Genomic DNA, 12,497 nt, shown 5'->3' on the forward strand with positions numbered 1-12,497 from the left:
ATATGGCGAAGCAAAAACAACAGCAATGGCAGGATTTTATCGAACTGCTGCGCGCCGCTTTTCGTGACGGACGGGAAGAAGCGCTATTAACGTTATTATTGACGTCTGACGAACGTGACGCGGTTGGATTGCGGGTGAAAATCGTTGATGCGTTATTGGAGAAGGCGCTGTCGCAACGTGAAATTCAGCAACAACTCAACACTAGCGCCGCCACCATTACGCGCGGCTCGAATATGCTGAAAACCATGCCCGATGAATTTTTACAATGGTTGCAACAACATTAAGTGATGATTAAGCGGCTTAGAAAACGCTTTGGGCGCAGCCAATGGCGGCAACGGTTATGCAAATGGGCTTGGCGTTTTGTCCTGTTCGGGCTGGTGCTGACCGCACTTTTACGGGTTGTGCCGCTGCCGTTTTCCGCCTATATGGCGCAACAGCAGCTTTCCCACTGGCTGCGTGCCGATTTTTCCTATCGGCTAAAATACGATTGGGTCGGTCTCGACAAGATCAGCTGGCAAATGCAAATGGCGGTGATTGCCGCCGAAGATCAACGCTTTGATCAACACTTCGGCTTGGATTTTGACGCGATCCGGTCTGCGTTGGATGATAACGCCAATTCAAATCGCACGCGCGGCGGTTCGACCATTTCACAGCAAACTGCCAAGAATCTCTATTTATGGCACGGACAGAGTTGGCTGCGCAAAGGGATTGAAGTGCCGGTTACTTTGTTGCTCGAAACGTTGTGGAATAAAAAACGGATTTTAGAAGTGTATCTGAATATCGCTGAATTTGGCGACGGTATTTTCGGGGTGGAAGCTGCGGCACGACATTATTTCAACAAATCGGCGGTACAGCTGAATCTCAACGAAGCCGCGCTATTGGCGGCAGTGTTGCCCAATCCGATCGTATATAAAGTCAATAAACCGTCGGCAACGTTGCAACGTAAACAACTGTGGATTATGCGCCAGATTAATGCTTTGGGCGGCAAGGCATTTTTAAAGAAACTGTCCTAATCGAAAATAAGCTAAAGGACACGAACTTTCGCAAAAATTCACACTCTAAATTGCATTCTTTATTTTTATTAATACTAAAGGCAACTAAATGTCTCATCTTAAAAAATTTTTCGGACCGCTGTATCCCGCGGTCATCTTCTTTTTTGTTAATCTGATTATCCTTTCCCTTAGCCGTATCGGGCTTGCCGTGTGGCAGCACGAGCGGGTAAGTGCGGTCGACGGTTGGACGGAATTGCTGTTGCAAGGCGTGCGGATTGACATTGTGGCGCTGTGTTGGTTGTTTGGCTTGTTTGCGCTGTTAAGCGTATTGCTGATTTCCGATAATAAATTGGGGCGTGCCTATTTGTGGCTGTTGCGCGTGGTGCTGACGGCGGGCAGCGTGTTCATTCTGTTTATGGAGGCTTCAACGCCGGATTTTATCGCGACCTACGATTTCCGCCCGAACCGCCTGTTTATCGAATATTTGGTCAATCCGAAAGAAGTGTTCACCATGTTGGCGAACGGGCATTTGTTGTCGTTGGTGTCGGTTCCGGCGCTGTCGATTGCGCTGACCTGGTTGTATTGGCGCTTGGCAAAACGCGTGACCACAAATTTACATGATTTCCGTTGGCGTTTTCGTCCGCTGATCGCCCTGTTGGTGGCGGGATTAGTGTTTATCGGTGCGCGCTCCAGTTTACAACATCGCGGGATCAATCCGTCAATGGTGGCGTTTTCTTCCGATGGTTTGGTCAATTCGCTGGTGCTGAACTCCGGCTATTCGGTGTTGTTTGCATTGCAGCAGATGAAAGATGAAGATAAATCCTCGGAAACTTACGGCAAAATGCCGTTTGATGAAGTGTTACACACCCTGAAAACCTCGCGTGGCAGGGCGGACGGCGACTATCTTAACTCGGATATTCCGACCTTAACCTTTAACCAAGCCAGCTATCAAGGTAAGCCGAAAAACATCGTGATTATCTTGCAAGAAAGCTTGGGAGCACAATTTATCGGCACGCTCGGTGGCAAACCCCTTTCCCCGCACTTTGATCAACTTGCGCAGCAGGGATGGTTATTTGAAAATCTGTATGCCACCGGCACCCGTTCGGTGCGTGGCATTGAAGCGGTCACCTCCGGTTTCACGCCGACACCGGCAAGAGCGGTGGTCAAACTGCCCGGCAGTCAAAACGGCTTTTTCAATATTGCCGAATTATTGAAACGGCAGGGCTACCATACCTCGTTTATTTACGGCGGTGAAAAGCATTTTGATAATATGGCGGGCTTTTTCTACGGTAACGGCTTTGAAACGATTGTCGATCAAGCCGATTACAAAAATCCGAAATTTGTCGCCACATGGGGCATGAGCGACGAAGATCTGTTCGATAAAGCCAATGAAAAATTCAACGAATGGAACAAAGACGGACAGCCGTTTTTCAGCTTGGTGTTCACCTCCAGCAACCACGATCCGTTTGAGTTTCCTGATAATAAAATTGAGTTGTATGAACAACCGAAGCAGACGCGTAATAACGCCGCCAAATATGCCGATTTTGCCTTGGGCTACTTCTTTGAATTAGCTAAAAAATCCGATTATTGGCAAGATACGCTGTTTTTAGTGGTGGCGGATCATGATTCCCGCGCCGCAGGGGCGGCGTTGGTGCCGATTCAAAATTTCCACATTCCGGCATTGATTTTGGGGGAAGGCGTAGAACCGCGGCGCGATTCCCGCTTAGTCAGCCAGATCGATTTACCGACCACCTTGTTGTCATTAGCGGGAATCAGCGGCGAACATCCGATGTGGGGTTATGATTTGACGCAAGCGGCGGATCCCAATCGGGCATTAATGCAATTCGATAAGAATTTGGCATACATGAAAGGCGATGAAGTGACGATTTTGCAACCGAATATCGCAGCAAAAGGCTTCCGGTATGATCCGCAAACGCAACAATTGACGGCAAGCGACTTGAATCCGCAATCGGCAAAAGAAGCGTTGGCGTATGCTTTGTGGGGCAGTTACAGTTATAAAAACCGTTTATATAAATTGCCGCCTGTCGCAGCGGAAAAACGTGAAGTGAAATAATTTCCGACAAAAGCAACATGGCAGAAGTAACGAAAGTGCGGTAGAATTTGCCTTTTACCGCACTTTTGCTTTTATCTTAACTTCTATTTATTATGCGACTTTTTATTGCCGAAAAACCCAGTCTAGGACGTGCGATTGCCGATGTGTTGCCGAAACCGCAACAGCGCGGCGACGGCTTTATCAAGTGCGGTGCGGACGACTATGTAACCTGGTGTATCGGGCATTTGCTCGAGCAAGCCGAGCCGGATGCCTATAACCCCGATTTCAAACAATGGCGGCTGGAACACCTGCCGATCATTCCCGAACAGTGGCAACTCAATCCAAAGCAGAGCACAGCCAAACAGCTGAATGTGGTGCTGAAACTGATCCGACAAGCGGATCAACTGGTTAACGCCGGCGACCCTGATCGCGAAGGGCAACTGCTGGTGGACGAAGTGTTTAGTTATGCCGGTTTGAGCGAGCAAAAACGCAGCCAAATCCAACGCTGTTTAATCAGCGATCTCAACCCAAGTGCGGTTGAACGCGCGATCCAAAAACTGCAATCCAACCGGGATTTTATTCCGCTTGCCACTTCGGCATTGGCGCGAGCCCGCGCCGATTGGCTGTACGGGATTAATATGACGCGCGCTTACACCATTCGCGGCAGACAAGCCGGTTATAACGGCGTGTTATCGGTCGGGCGGGTACAAACACCGGTGTTGGGCTTGATTGTACGTCGTGATCTGGAGATCGAACATTTCCAACCGAAAGATTTTTATGAAGTGCTGGCGCATATTCGAACCAACGATCAGCCTGCGCAAACCTTTACCGCACTTTGGCAGCCGAGCAAAGCCTGTGAGGATTACCAAGACGACAACGGGCGGATTTTGTCATTGCCGTTGGCGGAAAATGTGGTGAAACGTATCACAGGGCAGCCGGCGACGGTCACCCAATACAGCGATACCCAAGAGAAAGAAACCGCACCCTTGCCGTATTCGTTATCGGCGTTGCAGATTGACGCGGGTAAGCGTTACGGCTTATCGGCGCAACAGGTGTTGGACACCTGCCAGCGTTTATATGAAGTGCATAAATTGATTACCTATCCGCGCTCCGACTGCCGCTATCTGCCGGAGGAGCATTTTGCCCAGCGAAGTGCGGTATTGGGGGCGGTTTCAGCGCATAGCCAGCGCTATCAAAGCGTGCCGGAGATTGTTAATCCGAATCAGCGCAACCGTTGTTGGAACGATAAAAAAGTCGAAGCGCACCATGCCATTATCCCGACTGCCAATAAAAAACCGCTTGCGTTGTCGCAAACCGAGCAGCAGATTTACGACTTAATCGCACGCCAGTACCTGTTTCAATTCTGCCCCGACGCCGAATATCGCAAAACCAAAATCGGTTTGGAAATTGCCGGTGGTCAATTCTCGGCACAGGCGCGCGGCTTGCAAACCGCCGGTTGGAAACAGTTGTTAGGCAAAGAGGATCAAGATGAAAACCAACAGCCGCCGCTGCCGAAAGTGAAAAAAGGCGAGGTGTTGCAGTGTGAAAAAGGCGAAATCGTCAGCAAAAAAACGCAACCGCCGAAACCGTTCAGCGACGCAACTTTGTTGTCGGCAATGACCGGGATTGCGCGTTTCGTGCAAGATAAAGAATTGAAAAAAATCCTGCGTGAAACCGACGGATTAGGCACAGAGGCCACGCGCGCCGGAATTATCGAATTGCTGTTTAAGCGCGGTTTTATCATGAAAAAAGGGCGAGCCATCGTCAGCACCGACGCCGGGCGGATTTTAATCCAAGCCCTACCGGAAAGTGCCACTTTGCCGGACATGACCGCGCATTGGGAATCGCAACTGGACGGTATCAGCCGCAAGCAGGCAAGTTATCAGCAATTTATGCAACAATTGCTGACAACGTTACCGCAAATGTTGCACCAATACAGCTTTCAATCATTGCGTTTGCTCAACCAAGTCAGTGCGCAAGCGAAAAGCGGCAAACCCAAAAGCAGTCGTGCGAAAAAAGCGGCAAAAACCACGGCGAAAAGCGCAAGTGCGGTCGCGGTTGATTGAAATTAAGTCAGTTAAAGCCGATTTCACAAAATAAACTTGCACGGATTTCAGGCTTTCGCTACTATGCGCAGGTTAAATTTAATTATTTTCGCTTTGTCATCAATAAAATCAATGACGGGGCATATCAATCGGCACAACGACTAAATAACCAGTGTAGAGAATTATGTACGAAATTTTAATTATTGCTTATATCGTGGTTTCCGTTGCCTTAATCGGCTTCGTGTTATTGCAACAAGGCAAAGGCGCGGATATGGGCGCTTCTTTCGGCTCCGGTGCGTCAGGCACAATCTTCGGTGCCGCCGGTTCCGCTAACTTTTTATCACGCAGCACGGCGATTTTGGCGATTTTGTTCTTCATTATTGCGTTGGTGATCGGCAATATCAATACCCACCGTCAAGCACCGGCCGGTACATTTGATGACTTAACCAACGAAGCGCAAAAATTGGAACAACAAAATGCAATCCCTGCGTTAGAGGTTCCGGCTAACAGCGATATTCCTCAATAATAAACAGTTAAACGCTCTGGTGGTGGAATTGGTAGACACGCTATCTTGAGGGGGTAGTGTCCATAGGATGTGCGGGTTCAAGTCCCGCCCAGAGCACCAAAAACAAACGGCAATCGAGAGATTGCCGTTTTTGTTTGTTTAAACAGGATAAAAGCCGTGGACTGATACCACGGCTCATCGAATTATTTCAACTGTGCAAAACAGATTTCTGCCGCAGCGAGGGTTTTCTCAATATCGCTTGTGCTGTGTGCCAACGACATAAAACCAGCTTCGAACGCAGACGGGGCGAGGTAAACCCCTTGTTGCAACATGGCGTGGAAGAATTGGTTGAAACGTTCGCTGTCGCACGCCATGACTTGTTGATAGCTGCTGACTTCCGCTTGATCGGTGAAGTAGATACCGAACATGCCGCCGACATCATTCACGACTAACGGAATGTGATGTTTTGCCGCGCGTTGTTTCAAACCTTCGGCAAGCTGACGGGTTAAGTCGGCTAATTTCCGTTCGTTACCGCACTTGGATAGCTCGGTTAAACAGGCAAGCCCCGCCGCCATCGCAATCGGGTTGCCGGATAAGGTTCCGGCTTGATAAACCGGTCCGATTGGCGCAAGGTGTTGCATAATCTCTTTTTTGCCGCCGAATGCGCCGACCGGCATACCTCCGCCGATGACTTTGCCTAAACAGGTGAGATCCGGTTTCACCTTGTAATACGCTTGTGCCCCGCCCAGCGCCACGCGGAAGCCGGTCATCACTTCGTCGATGATGAAGACTGCGCCATATTGATCGCACAGTTCGCGCAAGCCTTGTAAAAAGCCGTCTTTCGGCGGTACGCAATTCATATTACCGGCAACCGGTTCCACGATAATGCAAGCAATGTCGTTTGGATACTGTTCGAATACTTGTCTGACCGAATCCAGATCATTGTATTGGCAAACTTGGGTGTGTTTGGTGAAATCGGCAGGCACGCCCGGGGAGCTTGGTTGCCCTAAGGTGAGTGCGCCGGAACCGGCTTTGACCAGCAATGCGTCAGCGTGTCCGTGATAGCAGCCTTCGAACTTGATAAGTTTATCACGTCCGGTATAACCGCGCGCCAAGCGGATTGCCGACATGGTGGCTTCGGTGCCGGAGCTGACCATGCGCACCATTTCGATTGACGGCACGAGTTTGCATACCAGTTGCGCCAATTCGATCTCAAGTGCGGTCGGCGCGCCGAAGCTCAAGCCTTTTTGCGCGGTTTCAATCACCGCATTGCGGATTGCCGGGTGGTTGTGCCCTAAAATCATCGGCCCCCAAGAGCCGACATAATCAATGTAGTGTTTGCCGTCGCTATCATAAATATAGGCGCCGTCGGCTTTTTCGATAAATAACGGTGTGCCGCCCACACCTTTAAACGCGCGCACCGGCGAATTCACGCCGCCGGGAATTACGGCTTGGGCTTGTTGGAAAAGTTGTTCGGAATGTGTCATGATATTGTTCCTATTATTTGCAATCAATTCAGTCGGATATTGTACTTGAAATTAATCTTTTTTACGCAGAAATAAAAAAAGATTATCGGCTGAATTTATCTTATGCTATTCTTTGCCAATTTAGGACAGCCTAAAATAAGCGGGTTGTTTTTAGCAAAGTGGTTGTTAAACCACGAAATATGGATTTTAATCCCGGAAAATGACGTTTTATATGTGGTTATCGTTATTACTGCCTTTTATCGTTTCATTTAGTGCGCTTATTCTTATTCGCCCTGCGGCGCAAAAAGTCGGCTTGGTCGATAAGCCCAATTACCGCAAACGCCATCAAGGTGCGATTCCGTTGATTGGCGGGCTTGCGCTGTTTATTGGCAATCTCAGTTTCTATCTGTTGCAATGGAACGAAATGCGCTTTCCTTATCTTTATCTGTTTTGCGTGACGGTATTGTTGGCGGTCGGTGTGTTTGACGACCGCTTCGACATCAGCCCGTTTTTACGCGCAGCTATCCAAATTGTGCTCGCCGGCTTGATGATTCATTATGCCCATCTGGAATTAGCCTCGCTCGGACAAATTATCGGGCCGTTCCAGCTGCGCTTAGGCTCGTTATCTTTTATTGTGACGGTGTTGATCACCTTGGCGGTGATCAATGCGTTTAATATGATCGACGGCATTGACGGTTTGCTCGGCGGTTTGTCGAGCGTCACTTTTGGTGCGGTCGCGCTGTTGATGTTACTCGACGGGCAGATCAATTTAGCTATGTGGTGTTTTGCCTTGATCTTGGTGATTGCGCCGTATGCGCTGTTTAACCTCGGGGTGTTCGGAGTGAAAAATAAAGTCTTTATGGGCGATTCCGGCAGTACCTTGATCGGCTTTACCGTGATTTGGATTTTGCTGTTCAGTACGCAAGGCAGCGGACACCCGATCAATCCGGTAACCGCACTTTGGGTGATCGCGATTCCGTTGATTGATATGGCGGCGGTGATCTTCCGTCGTCTGCGCAAAGGCAAAAGCCCGTTCCGTCCGGATCGCTTGCATTTGCACCATTTATTAATGCGCGCCGGATTAAGTTCGCGCCAAGCCTTATTGTTGATTACCCTCGTTGCCGCGTTATTTGCCGGGTTCGGTATTCTGGGCGAAATCTACTACATTGACGAATGGCTGATGTTCGGATTATTTATCCTGCTGTTTTTCGTCTACTACTATTCGATTACACGCGCTTGGCGGGTGACCCGCTTTATCAAAAGAATGCGTCGCCGCACCTTGCGCAGCAAAAAAAGTCGTCAGATTTGATGACACTCCATAAAAAAGGATCTTTTTTTATGTCAGAGACATTACCAAAGGCGGCGCCACAGCCGCAACTGATTGAACACTTGGATTTATTGGCGTTTGCCAAGATTTTATTACGTAAAAGTTGGCTGATTTTATTACTGATGGCGGTGGCAAGTGCGGTTGCTTATGTGGTAACCCAATTTGCGATCAAGCCGTCGTGGCGCGCCGAAGCCTATGTTGAGGCGCCGAAAGAGAGTGAGTTGGGCAATTATTATGCGCTGTATAATATGTATCAGTTGGTTGACGCTAAAGGCGGCGTGGGCAACGCCGGCGAAACGGTGCAAAGTGCGGTTGAAAACAGCTTGACCCAAGGGATTTACCAACAGTTTAAACAGCAAGTGAAAGCCTATGATGTGCTAAAAAATTTCTGGCTGAACAGTGATTATTACAAACAAATGATGAATGGCGATCGCGCGCATGACGAGGCGTTGCTGGAAAGCCTGATTGCCGGCATTCACTTCACTGAAGGCAATGCGCGCAACAATAGCAATGATAAAATCGAACTCACCTTGGATAATCCGAAACAAGCCGCGGAATTATTGAATGCGTTTATTCGGTATGCCAATCTCAGCACCCGCCAAATGGAATATGGCAACTTAATTGCCAAATGGAAGAACCTGTTTGATCGCATTACGTTGGCAGCCGATAATCAACTCGGGCAAGATCAGCAAGGGCAGCTAGTGCCTGCGTCCGTGTGGCAGAGTAAGTTGGCGATGATGACTTCGGTGCAGCCGTTGGATAATCAATTCAATGCATTTCATTATTTGAAAACGCCGGTGCAACCGCTTGCGCCATATAGTCCGAATCCGGTGTTATGGATGTTGAGCGCCGCATTTGCCGCACTGTTATTCGGTTGTGCTTTTGCGGTTATCTTGGCATTAAGGGATTTCTCTCGCAGACAAGCGCACTTACAACCGGGAGCGGAAAAAGAACATGGCTAAATTAAAAGTATTGACGGTTTTCGGCACGCGTCCGGAAGCGATCAAAATGGCACCGCTGGCACAAGCCTTGGCGCGTGAGCCGCAGATCGAAGCCAAAGTGTGCGTGACGGCACAACATCGGCAAATGTTGGATCAGGTATTACAACTGTTTGAGTTGGTGCCGGATTATGATCTGAATATTATGCAAGCCGGGCAGGATTTGACCGACATCAGTGTGCGGATCCTGCAGGAATTAAAACCGGTGCTGGCGGAATTCAAACCGGATCTGGTGTTGGTGCACGGCGATACCACCACGACCTTTGCCGCCAGTTTGGCGTGTTATTACCAACAAATCCGAGTCGGGCACGTGGAAGCGGGTTTGCGTACCGGTAATATCTATTCCCCATGGCCGGAAGAAGGCAACCGTTGTTTGACCGGCGCAATCGCCAGCTATCATTTCGCACCGACGTTAAGCTCGCAACAGAATTTATTGGCAGAAAATAAACCAACGGAAAATATTGTTGTCACAGGTAATACGGTGATTGACGCCTTGCTTTGGGTGAAACGCAAACTGGCGGCGGATACCGCACTTGCCGATCAATTGGCGCAACGCTATCCGTTTTTAGATACGCAGAAAAAACTGATTCTGGTGACCGGACATCGGCGCGAAAGCTTTGGCGCAGGTTTTGAACGAATTTGTCAGAGTTTGGCAACCCTGGCAAACAATCACCCGACAGCGCAGATTGTTTATCCGGTGCATTTGAATCCGAATGTGCGCGAGCCGGTCGAACGCTGGCTGCAAGGGATTGATAATGTCTTTTTGATTGAGCCGCAAGATTATTTGCCGTTTGTTTATCTGATGAACCGCGCTTATCTGATTTTGACTGATTCCGGCGGTATTCAGGAGGAAGCGCCGTCGTTGGGCAAACCGGTGTTGGTTATGCGCGACACCACTGAACGCCCGGAAGCGGTTCAAGCCGGCACTGTTCGCTTGGTCGGCACCGATCCGCATAAAATTATCAGCGAGGTCGAACGTTTATTAGGCGATACGCAGCATTATCAAAGCATGGCGCGTGCCAATAATCCCTATGGCGACGGCAAGGCGTGTGACAGAATCGTCAACGCAATTAAACATTTTTTAAGAGCAGAGTAATATGAACACAGAATTTAATACCATTTCGGTGATCGGCTTGGGCTATATCGGTTTACCAACGGCAACGGCATTTGCCAGTAGTGGCAAACGCGTGCTGGGCGTAGACTTAAACCGTTATGCGGTGGATACGATTAATCAAGGCAAAATCCATATTGTCGAGCCGGATTTGGATGTGGCGGTGAAAAGTGCGGTTGAAAACGGCTTATTAACCGCCAGTACCAAAGTGCTGCCTGCCGATGCGTTTCTCATCGCCGTACCGACCCCGTTTAAAGATCACTACCAGCCTGATCTGAGTTATGTGGAATCGGCTGCGAAAAGCATTGCGCCGGTGCTGCAAAAAGGCAACTTGGTGGTGTTGGAATCGACATCGCCGGTCGGCGCCACCGAACAAGTGGAAAAATGGTTGGCGGAATTGCGTCCCGATTTGACCTTCCCGTCGCAAGCGGGCGATCAAGCGGATATTAAATTGGCGTATTGCCCTGAACGCGTCTTGCCGGGCAAAATTATGCAGGAACTGTTTTCCAACGACCGCGTGATCGGCGGCTTGTCCGATGCCTGTGCGCAACAGGCTTCACGCTTGTATAAATTGTTTGTGCAAGGCGAGTGTATCGTCACTAACGCGCGCACCGCCGAGATGTGCAAACTGACCGAAAACAGCTTCCGCGATGTCAATATTGCCTTTGCCAACGAATTATCATTGATTTGTGATCACCTCAACATCAGCGTGTGGGAATTGATTAAATTGGCGAACCGCCATCCGCGGGTGAATATTTTGCAACCGGGCGCAGGCGTCGGCGGACATTGTATCGCGGTCGATCCGTGGTTTATCGTGGCACAAAGCCCGGAACAGGCACGCTTGATCCGCACCGCGCGCGAGGTGAACGATTATAAACCGCACTGGGTGATCGAACAGGTGAAAAAAGCCCTTGCCGAAGCCGTGACCGAGCGCAACTGCAAAGCCTCAGAGATTACCATTGCCTGTTTAGGTTTGGCGTTCAAACCGGATATTGATGATCTGCGCGAAAGTCCGGCAGTGGAAATCACCGCCGAATTAGCCGATTGGCACGCCGGCAAGGTGTTGGCGGTTGAGCCGAATATCGAAAAATTATCGGCGCAGTTACAGCAAAAAGTCGAATTGGCAAGCCTCGACAGCGCATTGGAAAACGCCGATATTTTGGTGTTATTGGTTGATCATCAACAATTTAAAGCCGTCAGTGCAAACGTCATTACTCAGAAATGGGTGATTGATACGCGCGGCATTTGGCGCGCTTAATCGGGATAAGCTTATGGAAAGTACGCATTTCAAGTTGACACGCAATGACTGGGAAAGCGACTTTTTCGCAATGGAAATCGGTCGCTTACAGTTTACCGGCGGTGAAAATGCCGCGCCGCACACCGTACAAGGCAATGAAAGTGCGGTCTTTGCCCCGTTTGAACTGGTACAATGTAAAATCCATGCCGATCAAGCCGAGCGGATTCACCGCTTGCAGCAGTTGGGGTTTCAGTTTGTCGAGGGCGAATTGGATTTTTGTTTGCCATTGTCCGAAACCAAATCAGCTCGGAACGAATTGCAAACCGCAAATGACCGTGATTTGGACGAATTAGAAAATTTATTCGGAGACGCATTCCAACTCAGCCGTTTTCGCCAGCCGTGGTTTAGTGCGCAACAAAACCGCACTTTCTACCGCACTTGGATTGGCAAAGCGGTGTCGGCACAGTTTGATGACGTATGTTTAGTGCAGCGTGGCGCCGACGGCAGCATTCAAGGTGCCGTCAGTGTGCGTTCGGTCGATACGGAAAATGCCCGCGTCGGTTTGTTGGCGGTTGCCGAAAATGCCAGAGGGCAGGGCGTGGCGAAAAAATTGGTGCAAAGTGCGGTTGATTGGAGCGCGCAACGGCAACGGCAACAACTTTGGATTGCCACCCAGAGCGGCAATCAGGCAGCGATCAAGTTGTACCAACAATCGGGCAAGATTGCGCAAGTCGCATACTGGTTCTATCGTTAAATAATAAGA

11 protein-coding genes and 1 tRNA gene are annotated in these 12,497 nt (G+C 49.5%); 11 read left to right on the plus strand and 1 reads right to left on the minus strand.

Translation table 11 applies throughout. From position 1 onward, the window contains the following. The first annotated feature begins 2 nt into the window (after positions 1 to 2). From trpR to ACWA5Z_RS08685, 6 genes are all read left to right on the plus strand, one after another. Positions 3 to 284, plus strand: a complete 282-nt coding sequence (gene trpR / locus ACWA5Z_RS08660; protein ID WP_431051488.1) for a trp operon repressor — start codon at positions 3 to 5, stop codon at positions 282 to 284. A gap of 3 nt (positions 285 to 287) precedes the next feature. After that, on the plus strand, positions 288 to 1,013 hold the full coding sequence (gene mtgA / locus ACWA5Z_RS08665) for a monofunctional biosynthetic peptidoglycan transglycosylase (protein ID WP_431051490.1): 726 nt from the start codon (positions 288 to 290) through the stop codon (positions 1,011 to 1,013). A gap of 88 nt (positions 1,014 to 1,101) precedes the next feature. Further along, complete coding sequence (locus ACWA5Z_RS08670) at positions 1,102 to 3,066, plus strand: LTA synthase family protein (protein WP_431051492.1); 1,965 nt, start codon at positions 1,102 to 1,104, stop codon at positions 3,064 to 3,066. 92 nt (positions 3,067 to 3,158) lie between these two features. Then, positions 3,159 to 5,111 carry a DNA topoisomerase III gene (locus ACWA5Z_RS08675; RefSeq protein WP_431051494.1) on the plus strand — a complete coding sequence of 651 codons (1,953 nt, stop codon included), beginning with the start codon at positions 3,159 to 3,161 and terminating at the stop codon, positions 5,109 to 5,111. 163 nt (positions 5,112 to 5,274) lie between these two features. Further along, positions 5,275 to 5,616 carry a preprotein translocase subunit SecG gene (gene secG, locus ACWA5Z_RS08680; protein WP_431051496.1) on the plus strand — a complete coding sequence of 114 codons (342 nt, stop codon included), beginning with the start codon at positions 5,275 to 5,277 and terminating at the stop codon, positions 5,614 to 5,616. Between the two features lie 13 nt (positions 5,617 to 5,629). Beyond that, positions 5,630 to 5,715: transfer RNA gene (locus tag ACWA5Z_RS08685), tRNA-Leu, on the plus strand. Positions 5,716 to 5,798: 83 nt separating this feature from the next. Here ACWA5Z_RS08685 and hemL read toward each other — a convergent pair. Then, complete coding sequence (gene hemL, locus ACWA5Z_RS08690) at positions 5,799 to 7,082, minus strand: glutamate-1-semialdehyde 2,1-aminomutase (RefSeq protein WP_431051498.1); 1,284 nt, start codon at positions 7,080 to 7,082, stop codon at positions 5,799 to 5,801. A gap of 211 nt (positions 7,083 to 7,293) precedes the next feature. On the opposite strand from hemL, the gene wecA reads away from it, so the two are divergent. From wecA to rffC, 5 genes are read left to right on the plus strand one after another with little or no spacing between them, the layout of a single operon-like run. Continuing rightward, positions 7,294 to 8,370, plus strand: coding sequence for a UDP-N-acetylglucosamine--undecaprenyl-phosphate N-acetylglucosaminephosphotransferase (wecA, locus tag ACWA5Z_RS08695; RefSeq protein ID WP_431051500.1), 1,077 nt, complete (start codon positions 7,294 to 7,296; stop codon positions 8,368 to 8,370). Between the two features lie 29 nt (positions 8,371 to 8,399). After that, a complete protein-coding gene (locus ACWA5Z_RS08700; RefSeq protein ID WP_431051502.1) occupies positions 8,400 to 9,350 on the plus strand; it encodes a Wzz/FepE/Etk N-terminal domain-containing protein in 951 nt (316 codons plus the stop codon). Next, a complete protein-coding gene (gene wecB / locus ACWA5Z_RS08705; protein ID WP_431051504.1) occupies positions 9,343 to 10,482 on the plus strand; it encodes a non-hydrolyzing UDP-N-acetylglucosamine 2-epimerase in 1,140 nt (379 codons plus the stop codon). Before ACWA5Z_RS08700 ends, wecB begins: the two co-directional genes overlap by 8 nt. Before the next feature lies 1 nt (position 10,483). Further along, positions 10,484 to 11,755 (plus strand): UDP-N-acetyl-D-mannosamine dehydrogenase, encoded by a 1,272-nt coding sequence (wecC, locus tag ACWA5Z_RS08710; RefSeq protein ID WP_431051506.1) that lies wholly within the window; start codon positions 10,484 to 10,486, stop codon positions 11,753 to 11,755. Positions 11,756 to 11,768: 13 nt separating this feature from the next. Then, a complete protein-coding gene (gene rffC / locus ACWA5Z_RS08715) occupies positions 11,769 to 12,488 on the plus strand; it encodes a dTDP-4-amino-4,6-dideoxy-D-galactose acyltransferase (protein WP_431051508.1) in 720 nt (239 codons plus the stop codon). Positions 12,489 to 12,497 lie beyond the last annotated feature (9 nt).

The organism is Testudinibacter sp. P80/BLE/0925 (assembly GCF_053570785.1).

Bases quoted from the DNA above. Each gene is read 5' to 3' on its own strand.
- trpR (WP_431051488.1), top strand. From the start codon at position 3: ATGGCGAAGCAAAAACAACAGCAATGGCAGGATTTTATCGAACTGCTG.
- mtgA (WP_431051490.1), top strand. From the start codon at position 288: ATGATTAAGCGGCTTAGAAAACGCTTTGGGCGCAGCCAATGGCGGCAA.
- ACWA5Z_RS08670 (WP_431051492.1), top strand. From the start codon at position 1,102: ATGTCTCATCTTAAAAAATTTTTCGGACCGCTGTATCCCGCGGTCATC.
- ACWA5Z_RS08675 (WP_431051494.1), top strand. From the start codon at position 3,159: ATGCGACTTTTTATTGCCGAAAAACCCAGTCTAGGACGTGCGATTGCC.
- secG (WP_431051496.1), top strand. From the start codon at position 5,275: ATGTACGAAATTTTAATTATTGCTTATATCGTGGTTTCCGTTGCCTTA.
- hemL (WP_431051498.1), bottom strand. From the start codon at position 7,082: ATGACACATTCCGAACAACTTTTCCAACAAGCCCAAGCCGTAATTCCC.
- wecA (WP_431051500.1), top strand. From the start codon at position 7,294: ATGTGGTTATCGTTATTACTGCCTTTTATCGTTTCATTTAGTGCGCTT.
- ACWA5Z_RS08700 (WP_431051502.1), top strand. From the start codon at position 8,400: ATGTCAGAGACATTACCAAAGGCGGCGCCACAGCCGCAACTGATTGAA.
- wecB (WP_431051504.1), top strand. From the start codon at position 9,343: ATGGCTAAATTAAAAGTATTGACGGTTTTCGGCACGCGTCCGGAAGCG.
- wecC (WP_431051506.1), top strand. From the start codon at position 10,484: ATGAACACAGAATTTAATACCATTTCGGTGATCGGCTTGGGCTATATC.
- rffC (WP_431051508.1), top strand. From the start codon at position 11,769: ATGGAAAGTACGCATTTCAAGTTGACACGCAATGACTGGGAAAGCGAC.